The sequence below is a fragment of the Mitsuaria sp. BK037 genome (assembly GCF_014193045.1).
Lineage (GTDB): Bacteria > Pseudomonadota > Gammaproteobacteria > Burkholderiales > Burkholderiaceae_C > Roseateles.
The window spans coordinates 1,792,462-1,811,649 of the sequence record NZ_JACHYS010000001.1; the positions used below are offsets into that span (position 1 = coordinate 1,792,462).

General features: G+C 66.6%; 15 protein-coding genes. 5 read left to right on the forward strand and 10 right to left on the reverse strand.

Features of this window, described 5'->3' with window-relative positions; translation table 11 throughout:
* Positions 1–12: 12 nt before the first annotated feature.
* Positions 13–1,206: an efflux RND transporter periplasmic adaptor subunit gene (locus FHT37_RS07395; RefSeq protein WP_147241974.1), complete on the reverse strand. Its 1,194-nt coding sequence runs from the start codon at positions 1,204–1,206 to the stop codon at positions 13–15.
* A 389-nt stretch (positions 1,207–1,595) separates the two neighbouring features.
* On the opposite strand from FHT37_RS07395, the gene FHT37_RS07400 reads away from it, so the two are divergent.
* The gene (locus tag FHT37_RS07400; RefSeq protein ID WP_183479862.1) at positions 1,596–2,672 is read left to right on the forward strand and encodes a glycosyltransferase; all 1,077 of its coding nucleotides are present in this window, start codon (positions 1,596–1,598) and stop codon (positions 2,670–2,672) included.
* Entirely contained in the window at positions 2,665–3,594 is a 930-nt protein-coding gene (locus FHT37_RS07405; protein WP_183479864.1) for a glycosyl hydrolase family 43, read from the forward strand. The genes FHT37_RS07400 and FHT37_RS07405 overlap by 8 nt, the downstream gene beginning before the upstream one ends.
* Before the next feature lie 13 nt (positions 3,595–3,607).
* On the opposite strand, the gene FHT37_RS07410 is transcribed toward FHT37_RS07405, so the two are convergent.
* Together FHT37_RS07410 and FHT37_RS07415 are read right to left on the reverse strand one after the other, a co-directional pair.
* Complete coding sequence (locus tag FHT37_RS07410) at positions 3,608–5,089, reverse strand: MFS transporter (RefSeq protein ID WP_183479866.1); 1,482 nt, start codon at positions 5,087–5,089, stop codon at positions 3,608–3,610.
* A 59-nt stretch (positions 5,090–5,148) separates the two neighbouring features.
* A complete protein-coding gene (locus FHT37_RS07415; protein WP_183479868.1) occupies positions 5,149–5,937 on the reverse strand; it encodes an inositol monophosphatase in 789 nt (262 codons plus the stop codon).
* A gap of 133 nt (positions 5,938–6,070) precedes the next feature.
* Here FHT37_RS07415 and FHT37_RS07420 point away from each other — a divergent pair, with 133 nt between their 5' ends.
* A complete protein-coding gene (locus FHT37_RS07420; RefSeq protein ID WP_183479870.1) occupies positions 6,071–6,454 on the forward strand; it encodes a FlxA-like family protein in 384 nt (127 codons plus the stop codon).
* A 64-nt stretch (positions 6,455–6,518) separates the two neighbouring features.
* The gene (locus FHT37_RS07425) at positions 6,519–6,953 is read left to right on the forward strand and encodes a response regulator (protein WP_183479872.1); all 435 of its coding nucleotides are present in this window, start codon (positions 6,519–6,521) and stop codon (positions 6,951–6,953) included.
* A 273-nt stretch (positions 6,954–7,226) separates the two neighbouring features.
* Here FHT37_RS07425 and FHT37_RS07430 read toward each other — a convergent pair whose 3' ends face one another.
* The 7 genes from FHT37_RS07430 to scpA form a co-directional block, all read right to left on the reverse strand.
* Positions 7,227–9,593 carry a cold shock domain-containing protein gene (locus FHT37_RS07430; RefSeq protein WP_221210975.1) on the reverse strand — a complete coding sequence of 789 codons (2,367 nt, stop codon included), beginning with the start codon at positions 9,591–9,593 and terminating at the stop codon, positions 7,227–7,229.
* A 724-nt stretch (positions 9,594–10,317) separates the two neighbouring features.
* On the reverse strand, positions 10,318–10,458 hold the full coding sequence (locus FHT37_RS07435; RefSeq protein WP_183479876.1) for a hypothetical protein: 141 nt from the start codon (positions 10,456–10,458) through the stop codon (positions 10,318–10,320).
* Positions 10,459–10,544: 86 nt separating this feature from the next.
* On the reverse strand, positions 10,545–11,063 hold the full coding sequence (locus FHT37_RS07440) for a VOC family protein (RefSeq protein ID WP_183479878.1): 519 nt from the start codon (positions 11,061–11,063) through the stop codon (positions 10,545–10,547).
* Positions 11,064–11,074: 11 nt separating this feature from the next.
* On the reverse strand, positions 11,075–13,168 hold the full coding sequence (gene accC, locus FHT37_RS07445) for an acetyl-CoA carboxylase biotin carboxylase subunit (protein ID WP_183479880.1): 2,094 nt from the start codon (positions 13,166–13,168) through the stop codon (positions 11,075–11,077).
* Positions 13,169–13,191: 23 nt separating this feature from the next.
* Entirely contained in the window at positions 13,192–14,724 is a 1,533-nt protein-coding gene (locus FHT37_RS07450; RefSeq protein ID WP_183479882.1) for an acyl-CoA carboxylase subunit beta, read from the reverse strand.
* Positions 14,717–15,748: a methylmalonyl Co-A mutase-associated GTPase MeaB gene (gene meaB / locus FHT37_RS07455; protein WP_255489591.1), complete on the reverse strand. Its 1,032-nt coding sequence runs from the start codon at positions 15,746–15,748 to the stop codon at positions 14,717–14,719. Before meaB ends, FHT37_RS07450 begins: the two co-directional genes overlap by 8 nt.
* 53 nt (positions 15,749–15,801) lie before the next feature.
* The gene (scpA, locus tag FHT37_RS07460) at positions 15,802–18,009 is read right to left on the reverse strand and encodes a methylmalonyl-CoA mutase (protein WP_183479884.1); all 2,208 of its coding nucleotides are present in this window, start codon (positions 18,007–18,009) and stop codon (positions 15,802–15,804) included.
* Positions 18,010–18,089: 80 nt separating this feature from the next.
* Here scpA and FHT37_RS07465 point away from each other — a divergent pair, with 80 nt between their 5' ends.
* Positions 18,090–18,767, forward strand: coding sequence for a GntR family transcriptional regulator (locus FHT37_RS07465; protein WP_183479886.1), 678 nt, complete (start codon positions 18,090–18,092; stop codon positions 18,765–18,767).
* The last annotated feature ends 421 nt before the right edge of the window (positions 18,768–19,188 follow it).

A 19,188-nucleotide genomic window follows, 5' to 3' on the forward strand; every position in this document is an offset into this window, starting at 1 on the left:
TCCGGCCGGTCGTCAGATGCCCGAGGCCGCGGAGGCCGCGAAGTCCGGCGCCGCGCCGGCGGGCGCGGCGGACTTGGTCCCGGCGCCGCTGGCCATGGGCACGGCGGCCTTGGTCAACTCGACGCGCTGGCCGTCGATCAGCGTGCTGGTGGGATGGCGCAGGATGCGGTCGCCCTGCTTCAGGCCGGTGGTGACGACGTACAGCCCCTGGCGGTCGTCGCGCGCGCCCAGGCGGACCGCGGACTTGCCGACCTTGCCGCCGTCCACGCGCCAGACGAAGGCCTTGTCGCCCTCGCGCACCAGCGCGCCGTCGGCCACCATCAGCGCCGATACGCTGTTGGTCTGCACCCGGCCCTCGGCGTACAGGCCGGCCACACCCGGCTGCTGGGCGCCGGCGAAGTCGACCAGCACTTCCACCTGGCGGGTGCTCGCGTTGGCGGCCTGCGCGATGCGGCGCACCTTGCCCTGGAAGTCGACCTGCGGATAACCGTTGACCCGGAAGTAGACCGTCTGGCCCAGCTTGAGCTCGGCCATGCGGTCCGCGGAAACCAGGCCCTCGAAGCGCATCGACGCCGGATCCATCACCTTGATCAGCTCCTTGCCGATCTGCGCCGAGTCGCCCGGCGAGACCTTGCGGTCGCTGACGACGCCGTCGAACGGGGCGCGCACCTCGGTGCGCTGCTGCTGCTGGCGCGCCGTGGCCACGCGGGCGCGGGCGGCCACCAGGTCGCTCTGGGCGTTGTTGCGGCGGATTTCCGCGTCCTCCATCGCCTGGATGGAGCTCATGCCCTGGGCCTGCAGCGTCTTCAGGCGCTGGTACTGGCGCTCGGCCTGCTCGAAGCTCTGCGAGGCGGCGCGGGCGGCTTCGTCGGCGGACTGCACCGTGTCGCGGATCGCGGTGTCGTCCAGGCGGACCAGCAGGTCGCCGCGCTTCACCCGCTCGCCGTTCTCCTTGAACACCTGCAGCACGACGGCCTGCAGTTCGGCGCGCAGGTCGGCCCGGCGCTCCGGCTGGATCGAGCCGGTGATGACCGGGCCGCTGGCGTATTCGCTCACGCCCAGCGTCTGCACGTCCTCCGGCGCCACCAGCAGGCTGGGCGCGCTGGCCGCGGCGGCGGCGGGCGATGCCTGCTTGTCGGGGGAAGGCTTGCCGCAGGCGGCAAGCAGGGACGCGGCGACAACGGCGATCAGCGACAAACGCAACATGAAGCGGGCTCCGGCGGAGAAGACAAGGTCGTAAAAAAATGTCCTTCGTGCGCAAGCCGCAAAAAGGGCGCGCTAGCTTAACTTCAATGACCCTGCATGCAGGTGGTCACCCCCTGCAGTTCATCCCCGGGAAACAGCGCTTCGTCGCGCCGTCCCCGCTGCCCGGGAACCACCGGCGCCGGTTACCTAAGGTTTCATCGCGACGCCCCGTCCGCCGCCCGACCGAGGGTCAGGTGTTCACAAGCCGTTAATGCCCCACCGGGAATTGCGCACACCTGCTGCACATGCGCTACCCGTACACCCCACGACTAGGGGAAGTGCCGTCCATATTGCTGATTGTTAAGAAATAGACTCGAAACGTTTCTTAGCTTTTTTGCCGTTTCGACGTCATGCGCGCACTCTCCATCGTCCACGTGGTCTTCTCGTCTCGCATCGCCGGTGGCGAGCATCACTGCGTCGACCTGGCCAACGCCCAGGCGGCGCTGGGCCACACCGTCCATGTGATCGGCCCGGCCGGCTCGGCCGTCCGGCATGCGCTCGACCAGCGCGTGCGTTTCCACGGCCTGCGCCTGCCGGTGCTGCGCGGGGTGCGCGTGCGGCGCCTGGCGGCCCGGCTGGGCGCGGACATCGTCCACGGCCACCTGGGCCCGGCCTGCAAGGCGGTGGCGGCGGCCCGGGACCGGGTGCGGGTCGGCACGCTCCATGTGGGCTACAAGGCGCACCACCATGCGCGGATGGACGCGCTGGTGTGCGTCAATTCGGCCCAGGTCGGTCACTTGAAGGATTTCGGCGGCATGCATCGCGTCATCTACAACTGGGCGCCGGAACGCAGTCCCGCGTCCTGCGCGGCGAAGGCGCCCTCGGGCTCGCTGCGGCAGGAGCTCGGCATCCCGGCGGCCGCGCCGGTCATCGGCTGCGTCGGCCGGCTGCACGCGGCCAAGGGCATGCACACGCTGATCGAGGCCTTCCAGCGCCATGCGCCGCCGCAGGCCCACTTGGTGCTGATCGGCGAAGGCCCGCAGCGCGCGGAACTCGAGTCGCTGCGCGGCGACGACCGGCGCATCCACCTGCTGGGCTTCCGCTGGAACGTCGACGAGCTGCTCGGCGAGATGGACCTGTACGTGTCCTCGTCGCGCGAGGAGCAGTTCCCGCTGGCCATCCTCGAGGCCATGCGCGCGCGGCTGCCGATCGTGGCGACGGCCACGCTGGGCGCGCGCGAGATGCTGGACCCGGCGCAGTCGGCGATCGTGCCGGTCGACGACGCCGTGGCGATGGGCCAGGCGATCGCCGCCGCGCTGGCCGAGCGCGCCCGCAATGCCCGCCGCCCGGTGGACTACGACATGGACCGCTACGACCGCTCCAGCGCGGTGCGGGCCACGCTGGGCCTGTACCAGGAGGCGCTCGCGCGCCAGGGCGTCAAGATCCACGACCTCGCGGGACTGAGCGTGGAAGACGCCCGTGGTTAAGCGGCCGAAGTCGGATTTCTGGACCGTCGGCGTCGTCCCCGAGCGCCTGGACCGCCTCAGCCCCGAGCGCCTGCGCGAGCTGCGCGACCGCATCGTCTGGATGCCGGAAGCCGGCGACTGGCGCTACTACGCCGACCCCTTCGCGCTGCGCGAGGGCGACGCGCTGCATGTCTTCGTCGAGCACTTCGACTACCGGACCAAACGCGCCGACCTGCAGCGCCTCACGCTGAACCTGGCCGATGGCGCCTGGAGCGCGCCCAAGCCGGTGCTGCGCCAGCCCTTCCACCTCTCCTATCCCTTCGTCTTCGAGCACGAGGGCCAGGTCTGGATGGTGCCGGAGTCCAGCCAGGCCGCCGAGGTGGCCCTGTACCGCGCGGTGGATGGCGCCGAGCGCTGGGAGCGCTGGGAACGGGTCTGCGCGCTGCTGCCCGGCGTGCATGCGGTCGATGCCTCGCTGCTGCGGCATGAGGGGCGCTGGTGGATGTTCTATGCCGTCATCGGGCCCGACAAGCGCGACCAGCGCGAATTGCACGTCGCCTGGGCCGACACGCTGCGGGGTCCCTGGACGCCTCACCCGGCGAATCCGGTGAGGTCTGCGCATGACGGCGCGCGTCCGGCCGGCACCCCCTTCGTCGACGTCGACGGCCGGGTGACGCTGCCGGTGCAGGACAGCCGCACCAGCTACGGCGGCGCGACGCGCTGGCTGCGCTTCGACCGGCTCACGCCGCAGGCCGTCGAGGTGCGCGCCTTGCCGGCCACCTTCACCGGCGACCTCGCGCATCCCGGGTTCCTCAGCGGCCTGCACACGATGTCGGCTTGCGGTGAGTTCACGCTGATCGACGTCAAGCGCATCGACCGCTCGCGCCATCGCCAGTGGCTGGATTGGAAGCGCCGCGTGCGGCGCTGGTTCGGCCAGCGCTGATCCGCCCGGCGGCTTAACGACGCGCGACCGCGTCGCGCGACACGCCCTCGAGCCCGTCGCCCCCATCGTGCGCGCCGTCCATCGACGGCGCGATGTCCTCCAGCGGTTTGCACTCGGCGTCGACACCGAAACGCAGCGCCAGCAGGCCGGCCACGATCACCAGCGCCGAGCCGATGCCGTAGCCGATCGCCACCTGGCCGCGCTGGGCGCTCTCGACCAGCCAGCCGAACAGCAGCGGCGCCGCGAAGCCGCCGGCCCCGGTGCCCACCGCATAGAAGATCGCGATCGCCATCGCGCGCATCTCGAGCGGGAAGACCTCGCTCACCGTCAGGTAGGCGGAGCTCGCGGCGGCGGACGCGAAGAAGAACACCGCCGACCAGCACAGCGCCTGCGAGCGCGCGTCCAGCACATCCGCGACGAAGGCCAGGCCCGTGGCGGCCAGGCCCACGCCAGCCAGTCCGTAGGTCAGCGCGATCATCCGCCGCCGCCCGACGCGGTCGAAGAGCGGCCCCAGCAGCAGCGGTCCCAGCACATTGCCCAGCGCGAACGGGAAGATGTAGAGCGCCACGCGGTGGTCCTCGACGCCATAGAAGCGGGTGAGCACCAGCGCATAGCTGAAGAAGATCGCGTTGTAGAAGAAGGCCTGCGCCAGCATCAGCGCCAGCGCCACGGCGCTGCGCGTCCGATAGCGCCGCAGCAGCACGTGCAGCACCTCGCGCAGGTCGGGCACCGCGCGGCGGTGCTCCCGGCGCGCGACCGGCGGCACCTCGGGCAAGGGACCGTGCTGGGCGGCGACCTGCGCCTCGATGTCGGCCAGGATGCGCTGCGCCTCCTCGACGCGGCCGTGGCGCAGCAGCCAGCGCGGGCTTTCGGGCACGTGACGGCGCACCAGCACCATGGCCACCGCCAGCAACGCCCCCATCGCAAAGCCGACGCGCCAGCCCCGCACCGGACCGAGCACGTCCGGATGCAGCAGCAGCAGGCTGGCCGCGGCGCCGAGCGCGGCACCGATCCAGAAGCTGCCGTTGATCGCGAGGTTCACGCGGCCGCGCACGCGGGCGGGCACCAGTTCATCGATGGCGGAGTTGATGGCGGCGTATTCGCCGCCGATGCCCAGGCCGGTGACGAAGCGGCACAGCGCGAAGAACGCGAAATCGGTCGAGAAGGCGGTGGCGAGCGTCGCGACGGCGTAGACGGCCAGCGTGGCGAGGAACAGCCGTTTGCGGCCGAGCCGGTCGGACAGGCGCCCGAAGACCAGTGCGCCAACGATCGCGCCGGCCAGGTAGAGCGAGCCGGACCAGCCGACCTGCACCGCGGACAGCCCCAGCGTGTCAGGTCGCTCCAGCACGGCGCCGACGGAGCCGACCAGCGTCACCTCCAGGCCGTCCAGCACCCAGGCCACGCCCAGCGCGAGCACCACGCGCCAGTGCCAGCGTGACCAAGGGAGCCGATCGAGCCGGCGGGCGATGTCCAGGGAAGCGAGCGAGGCCGTCATCGACGGGCGATGCGGCAATCGGCGTTCCCCGCTCGGGGCGTTCGACGGCGCAGGCTCGGTCAGGCCCTCCAGGCCGCCGCGGCTTCGTCCCACACCTCGGGGCTGCGCGCCACGAGCAACCCAGGCTCGCGGTCGCCCGCGCGGTACGGCGTGCCGTCCAGCCGCGCGGCGACGCCGCCCGCCTCGGTGACGAACAGCGTGCCGGGCGCGTGGTCCCAGGCCAGCTTGCGCCAGTAGAGCGTCGCGTCGAAGGCGCCCTCGACGAGCGCAGGGTATTCCGCGCCGGCGCAGTTCAAGCCCGGGAGGATCTCGACGCCTTGCCAGGTCGCCACGCGGGCCTGATGTTCCTGCGGCAGGAAGCGCGTCTTGACGACCGCGCGGCGCAGCCCGGGTCCCGGCGCCGCCTTCAGCCGCTCGCCCTCGCGCCAGGCGCCCTGCCCGCGCCGCGCGTGGTGCAGCACGCCGCCGATCGGATCGAGCATCCAGGCGCCGACCGCCACGCCATCCTCGAGCAGCGCCACCATCGACGACAGCGGCTCGCGTCCCGAGATGAAGTTGAAGGTCCCATCCAGCGGATCGACCAGCCACACCTGACCCTCGTCGAGCTGGTCCAGCAGCTCCGGGGTCTCCGCGCACTGCTCTTCCCCGACCACGCGCGAGCCCGGCACCAGCGCGCGCAGCTCGGGGGTCAGGAAGGCCTCGACCTCCCGGTCCACCGTCGTGACCCATTCGCCGGGCGCCTTCTGCATCACGTCGTCATCCGCCAGGCGGCGGAAGCGCGGCGCGATGTAGGTGGTGGCGGCGTGCCGCAACAGCTCGGCGACGGGATCGGGACGGGTGGCGCTCATCCGGCGATGCTACCCGCACGGGCTTGCCCCTCGCGGCGACAGGCGCGCCGGCACGCTGCGCGGCATGCGCCCGGACGACGCTCAAGACCTGCCCCCGGCGGTCGATATCCCGAGGGTTGCCGAAGGAGTTTCCATGCATGTCGCCGTTCCCACCGCCGCCGCCCCCGCCGGATCGTCCACGTCCGCGCCTTCGGGGTCGGGCAGCGATGCGCAGATCGCCCGCCTGCAGGCCCAGCTCAAGCAATTGCAGAAGCAGATGAAGGACCTGGCGACCGATTCGACGATGGACGCGTCCGCCAAGGACAAGCGCCAGAAGCTGCTCCAGACGCAGATGCAGATGGTGATGGAGCAGATCGCGCAGATCCAGAAGGCGGCCGCGGAAGCCGCCCAGGCGAAGGCCGCGGCCCGCAGCGCCCCGCCGACGGCACCGACGACGGCTCGCGCCGAGGAGGAGCCGGTGGGCCGGCGCTCGCCGGCGACGTCGATGCTGGGCGCGCTGCTGGACGAGGTCGCGTGACGCGCGCCGGGCGCTCGGGCGCGGATCCTGCCGCGCTACGATTCCCCGCCTGAAGAGGTGTCAGATGGTCACGACGATCAAGCGCGAAGAATTCTGTTTCCTGGTGGTCGACGACTTCTCGACCATGCGCCGGATCATCTCCGGGCTGCTGCGCGAGCTCGGCTTCAAGAAGATCCTGGAGGCCGAGGACGGCAAGGCGGCGCTGCGGCAGCTGGAGCTGTCGGCCGAGTCCGGCGAGCCGGTGCACTTCGTGCTCAGCGACGTGAACATGCCGGTGATGAACGGCTTCCAGCTGCTGGAGGCGCTGCGCACCAGGCCCGAAGGCGACTCGCTGCGCACGATCCCGGTGCTGCTGGTCACCGCCGAGGGCCGCAAGGAAGACATCATCCGCGCCGCGCAGCTCGGCGCGACCGGCTACATCGTCAAGCCGTTCAACAAGGACACGGTCGGCGACAAGATCCACCTGACGCTGAAGAACCGGAACATCTTGGTCGACTGACGCGCCCTCGCCACCCGCTGCAGCCGCAGGTGGCGCGTTGCCCGTAACGCCGGTAACGGATCTAACTAACAACGCCGGCAAGAGGGTACGAAGGCATTCGTCGCGTGCGTCCCCACGTGCTTGCAGCGGTGGGTCCATGCCGCTCGACGCCACCGAGCCATTCGCACGCACGAAGCTTTTAACCTTCTCCCGATTTGGCTTGCTGCCCGGTGCTAGTCCGGTAGGACGGTCTGCACGTTGAGAAGCTCCGTGGCTAGACCATCGCTACATGCTCTAACTAATCAATCCAATATCGATCGCGCATAGGCCCTTCTCGTTTTCACCCAGAGAGAACATCACTTGCTGTCCGGCCCTCAGATCCTCCCAAGGCAACTCCGGGCGAAGCGAATTCTTATGGAAGAACAATCGCGATCCATCTCCTTCCACGAGGAATCCGAAGCTGACTTGGAGGTTGTGAACCGTGCCGCGGCGCCGTCCATCATGATCAATTCCGCGCCCTGCCCCCGATCCAATCGATTCATTAATTTCACGCGCGGCCGTATGATCACGGTCTAGGCTCATAAGCCTAGCGCGAAGTGCCGGGAGCCACTCGATATTCTTCAGAGCTGCCCATCCGCCAGACATAAACGGAATTGACTTTTTACCACTCGCGATTTGAATTCTTTCTGCACTCGAAACTAAGAATTCCACATAGCCAACGGGCTCCGAGAACTCGCGACGCGACAGACCATCGCCAAGAATTTTCGCAACGGTGCCTAGGAGCTTGTCATCTACATCGCCGAGAGCCGCCGAGTTTTCGATGATTGTCATCGCTCTGCGAAAGTGTCCCTGCGCAACTGAGTACTCCTTCTGCTCCCACGCACGAAAACCCCACCGGCGATAACAGTCGGCAGCTTGGTCAACCCCCGTTAGTCGCCAACGCCGCTCCCGCGTTGCGATCGAAGCCAGCAATTCCTCATGAATTGTGGCAGCCTTTGAAAACTGACCAATTCTAGTAAGCGCCATAGCCATTGCAGTCAGAAGCGTTGGATTCTTTTCATCCAATTTCAGTGCCGCCTCGAACTGAAGCATTGCTCCATCAACCTCGCCCATATTATTCATGAGAAACATACCAAAGCAATACCTAGATATGCGCGAACTCGCATCCAAATCTACCGCCTCGTCATAATAGCGATATGCCTGATAGAAATCTCCCGACCTTTCTTCGACAAGTCCCGCAATACGCGCTGCCTCACCACTTTGGGGCGCCAAGCGCCGAGCCTCGACCACCTCTCGCCGAGCATAATCAAAGTCTCCTCTGCGCAACCCGTCGAGCGAACGACGCAAGTAGGTGGCACAAATCCTCTCATCTCGTCCCTCACCACTTCTAACGAAAAATGGGTCGAGTTCATACCTACTTTCGCGAACCGACTCCTGGACCAAAACAATTCGAAGATCTTGCAGCTTAGCCTGAATCTTCATAAAGAAGTCTTGATTTGGCGGAGCATGTCGCCCCACGAATCCAGTTGTTGAATCAGAAAGTGAATATTCAAATCCATCAGTACCATTTTTGGTTCGAACAACAATACTGGAATTGTGCAAAGCAATAAGCGCAACCTCCAAGTCCAGCGCAGACAACTCAGGCATCAAAAAATGCATTTCAGCTGAGGTGAGTGGACGCCTTGCGCTGGCCAAACAAGCAACGACGGCGCGTTCGGGATCGCCGAGGCGCTCATACAAGTTCTGAAAGCAAAAAGCGATGGCCGCGGAGAATTCCGTACCACCGCTCGCAACAAGAGAATTCGCGTCAGCACCTCGAGCCACCCCCGCCACAAACCACTTAATGAGAAGAGGGTTGTGAAACAGCTTCTTGGAATAGCCTTTGAGATTGCCATCATCCATTTTTTGCAACGCACCAACCGCCAGAACGCGCGCAAGTGACCGCATTAGGACTACGGCAGCTTTGTCTTCCAACCCTTGAAGAGCGTATCTAGCTTCAAACTCACCTAGACCTACTCTAGACGTAAGAAGGACTTTGGAGGTTGAGGGCACGCGCAGAAGGAGATCGCGCAATGGCCCTACAGAAACTGTCTCCAGGTTGTCAATTGCAATCAGAATTTTATATAGCCCAAGATATTCTATAATCTCGTCTATATATTCCTCTTCTGACCTTGCAGAAACTGTGGCACCAAGCTGTTTAGCCACCTCAGACAGCAGCCCGAGCGTAGAGGTGATCGCACCATTCAGTTGACGTACACCCGCCGCAGTAAGAGTCGTTGATTTCAACGAAACCCAAATTATTGCATCAAAGCCGTCTGGAGCGTCCAATACATCATACAAGCAACGCAACGCCAAGGCGGTTTTCCCAATCCCCCCCTCACCCACAATTGTCACAACTGGATAATGTGACTTTAGAAGCTTCAGAACTTGCATTCTGTCAGCTTGCCGACCAACAAACCCCGTTTCATCAAACTCTGGAATCGGAAGATTATGGTGAATCTTGGCCCGTTCCGTCCAGTACGACGGGATTTGCAGGGTAAAGACGAAACCGGGTTCTTCTCCGAGCCTTTCCCGAACCTGCGACAAAGATAAAAATGGAAAAGGGCAACCTTGCCTCAGCAGATGATCAGAAAAGTCAACCAGTCCAGGTAGGTCCTCCATCTCTAAAGGCCTAGAGTGGCAAACTCTATTCCGAGCCGGCGCAAGAGCGACCAATCGCTTAGCGGCGTCGACAAGCCACGTTCGTTGAGTTTCGTGTCTGCTTGCGATTTTCGACTCCGTGATCTTCGCGACATCCGCGAAGTCGATATAGGGAAGCAAGTCCACATCAGAAACCGCCGCTGAGTCCCCTTCCAGTCGGACATCCAGATTTCTACGTCTGGCAGCGCTCTCTCTAACATCTAAAGGGAGAAGATCTGCTGGATCACCGAGCGCAATAAAGAGAGATCGAAAATCGCTCTCGATCGCCGATATTATTGCGAAGCATGTATTTCGAGTCGCGACTAATCCATTCATTTTATCCTCCCTTGGATAAGACTGTCCGATGACAAGAAGCTGCCTCTTAGAATTTGCTTTTTTGTATTCTTGACTAACCGGACCTCGGCAGTGCCTCTCGTTAACCCAGGTCCACAAGCAGGTCGATGTTGCGTCGGGTAGCTCGTCTATGCCCCCGCCTTCGCATGATCTCAGCGCTGCATCGGTCGCCGGGAGACTGCAGCATGACCCGAGCAACAATTGCCCGACCGTCGCAGTGGTAAAGCGTCAGTTCGCAGCTCGTAGCTGATCACACCTTCGATCGCCGCGACGATAAGCTCTATCGACCTCTGGAATCTGCGGGTGAGCCCGAGCACATCGCGCGTCACGCGCTGTTCCTTGGGCCTGGCTCTCAATCGCTGTGTCCGCGTACGTCGAGCCCCGCTCGATGCGCGACGCTGAAAAACGTCATCAGCTTCAAAGCGACTCTTGCCAGCGCAGGATTGGACGCGCTGCCGTGCTGCGCAAGCAGGTCGATCAGCTCATGGACCACGAGCCCTCCCTGTTCAGCGGACAGCAGCGGATCGTCGTAGAGCCGCGTCCCTGGCTCGACGAATGGCGGCCATGGACGCGCCGCGCTCAGCCGCCTCCCAGCGCCTTCACCACGTCCTCCGGCGCCTGCACCAGCTCGATCAGCACGCCCTCGCCCCCGATCGGGAACTCGTCATTGCTCTTCGGATGGATGAAGCAGATGTCGTAGCCGGCCGCGCCCTTGCGGATGCCGCCCGGCGCGAATCGCACGCCGTTGGCCGTCATCCACTCGACCGCCTTCCGCAGGTCGTCGACCCACAGGCCGACGTGGTTCAGCGGCGTCGCATGCACGGCCGGTTTCTTCTCCGGATCCAGCGGCTGCATCAGGTCGACCTCGACCTTGTGCGGCCCGCTGCCGATGGCGCAGATGTCCTCGTCGACGTTCTCGCGCTCCGAGACGAAGTTGCCGGTGACCTGCAGCCCCAGCACGTCCACCCACAGCCGGCGCAGCGCCGTCTTGTCCCGGCCGCCGATCGCGATCTGCTGGATGCCGAGGATGCGGTAGGGCTTCGCCGCGGCGGTCGTGGATGCGGTGGTCGTTGCGGTCGTCGTTGCGGATGCGGTCATGGCCTGCCCCTTCATTCGAAACGCACGATCGGCTGGTCGACCGCCAGACTCTCGCCCACCTTGGCCAGCACCTCGGCGACCTTCACGTCCTGCGTCGCGGTGAGGATGTTCTCCATCTTCATCGCCTCGATCACCGCCAGCCGTTCGCCGGCTTGCACCAGTTGCCCCGGCTGCACGGCGATGTGGACCAGCAGCCCCGGCATCGGCGACAGCAGCAGCTTGCTGGTGTCCGGCGGCGCCTTGTAGGGCATCAGCCGGTGGAGCTCCGCCGCGCGCGGCGACAGCACCGTCACCTCGATCGCGCGCCCGTTGTGCTGGATGCGATACGCCAGCGGCGCCCTCGGCGTGCCGCGCTCGGCCTGGGCGACGAAGGGCCGTCCGTTCACGGTGCCGAAGAGCCGCGTGTCGTTCAGCCGCGAAGTGCTGACGATGCGGTAGGACTTGCCGCCGCCCTGCGCCTGGCCGCGGCCCTCGACGCCATCCGCGCCCTCGGCGCCGACGTGGATCAGCGCCTCGCCCTGCGCGCCGACGTACTCGGTGATGTTGAGCGGATACCGCCGGAAGCTGCCCTGCCCTTCGCTGACCACGGCGACATAGTCATGCTCGATGCGGACCTCATGCCCCGGCAGCTGGCCGGTGATGCCGGCCTCGCGCTCGCGGGCCTTGCGGCGGATGAAGCCGGCCAGCGCCACCAGGAAGTCCGGATCGTCGTGCGGCACGTCCTCGGCGTGGAAGCCGCTGCCGTAGTGCTGCGCGATGAAGCCGGTGTTGAAGTCGCCCGAGCGGAAGTCCGGATGCGCCAGCAGCGCCGACTGGAACGGGATGTTGCTCGAGATGCCGCGGATCACGAAGCCATTGAGCGCCTCGCGCATCTTGGCGATCGCGTCGTCGCGGTCGCGGCCGTGCACGATCAGCTTGGCGATCATCGAGTCGTAGAACATCGGGATCTCGCCGCCGTCGAAGACGCCGGTGTCCACGCGCACGCCGAAGCGCGCCTCGCCGGCCGCCTCCATCGAGGTCTCCGGAGGCTGGTACTTCACCAGCCGGCCGGTCGACGGCAGGAAGTTGCGGAACGGATCCTCCGCGTTGATGCGGCATTCGATCGCCCAGCCCTCGCGCCGGATCTCGTCCTGCTTGAACGGCAGCGGCTCGCCCGCGGCGACGCGGATCATCAGCTCGACCAGATCCAGCCCGGTGATGCACTCGGTGACCGGATGCTCGACCTGCAGCCGCGTGTTCATCTCCAGGAAGTAGAAGGACTGGTCCTTGCCGACCACGAACTCCACCGTGCCCGCGCTCTGGTACTTCACCGCCTTGGCCAGCGCCACCGCCTGCTCGCCCATCGCGCGGCGCGTGGCCTCGCTGATGAAGGGCGACGGCGCCTCCTCGATCACCTTCTGGTGGCGGCGCTGGATCGAGCACTCACGCTCCCACAGGTAAACCACGTTGCCCTGTGCGTCGCCCAGCACCTGGATCTCGATGTGGCGCGGGGACTCGACGAATTTCTCCATGAACACGCGGTCGTCGCCGAAGCTCGCGCGCGCCTCGTTGCGGCAGCTGGTGAAGCCGTCGTGGCAGTCCTTGTCGTTGAACGCGACGCGCAGCCCCTTGCCGCCGCCGCCCGCGCTCGCCTTGATCATCACCGGGTAGCCGATGCGATGGGCGATGGCCACGGCCTCGTCGGGCGATTCGATCGGCTGGTTGTGGCCGGGGATGGTGTTGACCTGCGCCTCGCCCGCGAGCTTCTTCGAGGCGATCTTGTCGCCCATCGCCGCGATCGAGTAGTGCTTGGGCCCGATGAAGACCAGGCCTTCCTCCTCCACGCGGCGCGCGAAGTCCTCGTTCTCCGACAGGAAGCCATAGCCGGGATGGATGGCCTGGGCGCCGGTCTGCTTCGCCGCGGCGATGATCTTGTCGGCCACCAGGTAGGACTCGCGCGAGGGCGCCGGACCCAGCAGCACGGCCTCGTCGGCCAGCGCCACGTGGCGGGCGTCCTTGTCCGCCTCCGAATACACCGCCACCGTGGCGATGCCCATCTTCCTCGCCGTCTTGATCACGCGGCACGCGATCTCACCGCGATTGGCGATCAGGATCTTCTTGAACATGTTCTGCGTCTCCTGCGCGCCGGTCAGAGGGGGATGTTCCCGTGCTTGCGCCACGGGTTCTCGAGCTGCTTGTCCTTGAGCATCACCAGCGAGCGGCAGATGCGCTTGCGCGTCTCGTGCGGCTGGATGACGTCGTCGATGAAACCACGCGCGCCGGCCACGAACGGGTTGGCGAAGCGCGCCTTGTACTCGGCCTCGCGCGCGGCCAGCTTGGCCGGATCGTTCTTGTCCTCGCGGAAGATGATCTCCACCGCGCCCTTGGCGCCCATCACCGCGATCTCGGCATTGGGCCAGGCGAAGTTGACGTCGCCGCGCAGGTGCTTGGAGCTCATCACGTCATACGCGCCGCCATAGGCCTTGCGCGTGATCACCGTCACCTTGGGTACCGTGCACTCCGCATACGCGTAGAGCAGCTTGGCGCCGTGCTTGATGATGCCGCCGTACTCCTGCGAGGTGCCCGGCATGAAGCCCGGCACGTCGACGAAGGTGATCACCGGGATGTTGAACGCATCGCAGAAGCGCACGAAACGCGCCGCCTTGATGCTGCTCTTGATGTCCAGGCAGCCCGCCAGCACCAGCGGCTGGTTGGCGACGATGCCCACCGTCTGCCCCTCCATGCGGGCGAAGCCGGTCAGGATGTTCTTCGCGTTCTCGGCCTGCAGCTCGAAGAAGTCGCCGTCGTCCACGACCTTGAGGATCAGCTCCTTCATGTCGTAGGGCTTGTTCGGGTGGTCCGGCACCAGCGTGTCGAGCGAATGGTCCAGCCGCGCGCCCGGATCGCCGCTGGGGCGGCACGGGGCCTTCTCGCGGTTGTTCAGCGGCAGGTAGTTGAAGAAGCGCCGCAGCATCAGGATGGCTTCGACGTCGTTCTCGAAGGCCAGGTCCGCCACGCCGCTGCGCGCCGTGTGCGTCGAGGCGCCGCCCAGTTCCTCGGCCGTCACCTCCTCGTGCGTCACGGTCTTCACCACCTCGGGGCCCGTGACGAACATGTAGCTGCTGTCCTTCACCATGAAGATGAAGTCGGTCATCGCCGGCGAGTACACCGCGCCGCCGGCGCAGGGGCCCATGATCATGCTGATCTGCGGGATCACGCCCGACGCCATCACGTTGCGCTGGAACACCTCGGCATAACCGCCCAGCGAGGCCACGCCCTCCTGGATGCGCGCGCCGCCCGAGTCGTTCAGGCCGATCACCGGCGCGCCGACCTTCATCGCCTGGTCCATCACCTTGCAGATCTTCTCGGCATGCGCCTCGGACAGCGCGCCGCCGAAGACGGTGAAGTCCTGGCTGAAGGCGAAGGCCAGCCGGCCGTTGATCATCCCGTAGCCGATGACGACGCCGTCGCCCGGGATCTTGTTGTCCGCCATGCCGAAGTCGACGCAGCGGTGCTCGACGAACATGTCCCATTCCTCGAAGGTGCCGTCGTCGAAGAGCAGGTCCAGCCGTTCGCGAGCGGTCAGCTTGCCCTTGGCGTGCTGGGCCGCGATGCGCTTTTCGCCGCCGCCCTGGCGCGCCTGCTCGCGCTTGTCCTCGAGCATCTGTTGGATGTCATGCATGTCGTTGGTCCTTTGAATCCTCGGGATTCCTGTCTCCGGAAAACTTCGCCAGCAGCTCCCGCGCCGCCGTCGACGCCGCGAGCTGCCCGCCGAGCACCCGCGCCGTGATGTCCTCGAGCGCGCCGCGCACCGCGGGCGCCGCCTTGAACTGCTGCTTCAGGCCCGACTGGATGCGCTCCCACATCCACGCCAGCGCCTGCTGCTGGCGTTTCTCCTCGAAAGCGCCGTTGGCCTGCTGGAGCGCCTGGAACTCGGTCACCGCGCGCCAGAAGGCGTCGACGCCCTCGCCCTTGAGCGCCGACATCCGCATCACCCGCGGATGCCAGATCGCCGTGTCGTGATGGGCGTGGTCGGGCCGGCCATGCAGCCCGTACAGCCGCAGCGAGGACGTGATCTGCGCCTGCGCCCGCGTCGCCGCGGCGTCGTCCAGGTCCGCCTTGTTGATCACGACCAGGTCGGCCAGCTCCATCACGCCCTTCTTGATCGCCTGAAGGTCGTCGCCGGCATTGGGCAGCTGCAGCAGGCAGTACATGTCGGTCATGCCCGCCACCGCCGTCTCGCTCTGGCCGACGCCGACCGTCTCGACGATCACGATGTCATGGCCGGCGGCCTCGCAGACCAGCATCGCCTCGCGCGTCTTCTCCGCGACGCCGCCCAGCGTACCGCTGGACGGACTGGGCCGGATGTAGGCGCGCGGGTCCATCGAGAGCCGCTCCATGCGCGTCTTGTCGCCCAGGATGGAGCCGCCAGACACCGTGCTCGACGGATCCACCGCCAGCACCGCGACGCGATGGCCGCGCGCGATCAGATCCAGGCCGAGCGCCTCGATGAAGGTGCTCTTGCCCACGCCCGGCACACCCGAGATGCCCAGCCGCAGCGAGCGCCCGGTGTGCGGCAGCAGCCCGGTGAGCAGCGCGTCGGCCTGCGCGCGGTGGTCGGCGCGGGTCGACTCCAGCAGCGTGATGGCCTTGGCCATCGCGCGGCGCTGGGCCGGCCCGGGCTCGCCCAGCAGCGGCGCGGCCAGCGGGTGCTCCGGGAGGTCGGAAGGGAGCGGCGCGTTCACGCGATCCGCTCCGCTCAGGCCGCGACCGTCTTGCGGATCTGCTCGAGCACGTCCTTGGCGCTCGCCGGGATCGGCGTGCCGGGCCCGTAGATGCCCTTGACGCCGGCCTCGTAGAGGAAGTCGTAGTCCTGCGCCGGGATCACGCCGCCGACGAACACGACGATGTCATCGCCGCCCTGCTCCTTGAGCGCCTGGATGATGGCCGGCACCAGCGTCTTGTGGCCGGCCGCCAGCGTCGACACGCCGACGGCGTGCACGTCGTTCTCGATGGCCTGGCGCGCGCATTCCTCCGGCGTCTGGAACAGCGGCCCCATGTCGACGTCGAAGCCCAGGTCCGCGTAGGCCGTGGCGACAACCTTCGCGCCGCGGTCATGCCCGTCCTGGCCGAGCTTGGCGATCATCACCCGCGGCCGGCGGCCCTGCTCCTCGGCGAAGGCGGCGATCTCGTCCTGCAGCTTGGCCCAGCCTTCGGCCGAGTCATAGGCCGCCGCGTAGACGCCGGTGACCTTCTGCGTGTCGGCGCGGTGCCGGCCGAAGACCGCCTCCAGCGCGTCCGAGACCTCGCCCACCGTCGCCCGCAGCCGGATCGCCTGGATGCTCAGGTCCAGCAGGTTGCCGGTGCTCGAGCGCGCGGCCTCGGTCAGCGCCGCCAGCGCGGCCTGCACCTTCGCGCCGTCGCGCGTGGCCTTGATCTTCCGCAGGCGCGCGATCTGGCTGTCGCGCACCTTGACGTTGTCGACCTCGAGGATCTCGACCGGATCCTCCTTGGCCAGCCGGTACTTGTTGACGCCGACGATCACGTCCTTGCCGCTGTCGATGCGCGCCTGCTTCTCCGCGGCGCTGGCCTCGATCTTGAGCTTGGCCCAGCCCGAGTCCACCGCCTTGGTCATGCCGCCCATGGCGTCGACCTCCTCGAGGATCGCCCAGGCCTTGTCGGCCATGTCCTGGGTCAGCGACTCCATCATGTAGCTGCCGGCCCAGGGGTCGATCACGTTCGTGATGTGGGTCTCCTCCTGGATGATCAGCTGCGTGTTGCGCGCGATGCGGGCGCTGAACTCGGTCGGCAGCGCGATGGCCTCGTCCAGCGAGTTCGTGTGCAACGACTGCGTGCCGCCGAACACCGCCGCCATCGCCTCGATGGTGGTGCGCACCACGTTGTTGTAGGGGTCCTGCTCGGTCAGGCTCCACCCGGAGGTCTGGCTGTGCGTGCGCAGCATCAGGCTCTTGGGGTTCTTCGCGCCGAAGCCCTTCATGATCCGGCACCACAGCAGCCGCGCGGCCCGCATCTTGGCGATCTCCAGATAGAAGTTCATCCCCACCGCCCAGAAGAAGGACAGCCGGCCGGCGAAGTCGTCCACGTCCATGCCCTTGGCGATCGCGGTCTTGACGTACTCCTTGCCGTCGGCCAGCGTGAAGGCCAGCTCCAGCGCCTGGTTCGCGCCCGCCTCCTGCATGTGGTACCCGCTGATCGAGATCGAGTTGAACTTCGGCATGTGCGAGGCCGTGTACTCGATGATGTCGCCGATGATGCGCATCGACGGCTCGGGCGGGTAGATGTAGGTGTTGCGGACCATGAACTCCTTGAGGATGTCGTTCTGGATGGTGCCGCTGAGCTGGGCCTGCGCGACGCCCTGCTCCTCCGCCGCGACGACATAGCCGGCCAGCACCGGCAGCACCGCCCCGTTCATCGTCATCGAGACCGAGACCTTGTCCAGCGGGATGCCGTCGAACAGGATCTTCATGTCCTCCACCGAGTCGATCGCCACGCCGGCCTTGCCGACGTCGCCGGTCACGCGCGGATGGTCGGAGTCATAGCCGCGGTGCGTCGCCAGGTCGAAGGCCACCGACACGCCCTGCCCGCCGGCGGCCAGCGCCTTGCGGTAGAAGGCGTTGCTCTCCTCGGCGGTCGAGAAGCCGGCGTACTGGCGGATGGTCCAGGGCCGCACCGCGTACATCGTGGCCTGCGGGCCGCGCAGGAAGGGCTCGAAGCCGGGCAGCGTGTCCGCGTGCGGCAGGTCGCGGGTGTCGGCCGCGGTGTAGAGCGGCTTGACCACCAGCCCTTCGGGGGTGTGCCAGTTCAGGGTGGCGGGGTCCCCGCCGGGCGCGGACTTCGCCGCCGCCTTGTGCCATTGCTCCAGCGTCGCCGGCGCGAACTCCGGGGGAGTGTTCGTCCCGCTTGTGGCGGACGGCGCGGCGGAGGGGACCTTGTGTTCGTTCGACATGGGGGACTCCTGGAAGCGGCGGATCATAGCGTGGTGCGAATTCATAATTATGAATTTCGGATTCGCTACACTCCCGCGCCATGCCCCTCAACGGCCCGCTCACCGCACCGCTCGCTCCCCGCGCTCCTCTTTATGAGGAGGTCGCCGAGCGGCTGCGCCAGCGCATCTTCGCCAAGGAGCTCGAGCCCGGCAGCTGGATCGACGAGCTCAAGCTCTGCGCCGAACTCGGCATCAGCCGCACCCCGATGCGCGAGGCGCTCAAGGTGCTGGCCTCCGAAGGGCTGGTCACGATGCGGGTGCGCCGCGGCGCCTACGTCACCGAGATGTCCGAGCGCGACGTGCGCGAGGCCTACCAGCTGCTGTCCCTGCTGGAGAGCGACGCCGCCGCGGTCGTGGCCCGCACGGCGACCGACCCGGAGCTGGCGGAACTTCGCCAGCTGCACCAGGCCCTCGAGGAAAGCCTGGCCGCTGGCGAGGCCGGCCGCGAGCACTTCTTCGCCGCCAACGAGCGCTTCCACCTGCGCATCATCGAGATCGACGGCAACCGCTGGCGGATGCAGATCATCACGGACCTGCGCCGGGTGATGAAGCTCAACCGCCACCACTCGCTGTTCAAGCAGGGGCGGCTCCAGGAGTCGCTGCAGGAGCATCGGGAGATGCTGGCGGCGCTGCTCGAGCGCGATGCCGACCGGGCGGCGCGGCTGGTCCGGTGTCACTTCGACAATGGACTCAAGGCCACCGGCCGCGCTGCCGATTAGGCGCGCGCGCGAACGCGGGGCCGCCGTGAAAATCCCTCGGCATTAATTCACCGGCGATATTCCCGGTGTATTTGAGATAACCCCCGAAAACCACCTTTCCGGGCCCTCGGAAAACCCGTGAACTTGTCACGGACGACACCTTCCGCGTCCTCGGCTCCCCCGCCCGGGCCCACCCGGCAGCGGTGTTCGTTCACACGACTCACATCTTGTTGCAGCCATCCAAGAGGCTCACGCCGGCCTCACCACCGCGGCAAACCCGGGCTCCGCGTGCTTCAGAGTCGCGCCTAAGTGCCGATCACCATTGGATGTCCCGGCCGCGACAAGTGAACGACCGTTCGCTCATTGGCCCCGGAAACCTTGCCGCGGCAAGCATCCCCTCCCCCGCGTTCGCGGGCTTTACGCGCCGTCTGTAACCGTGAAC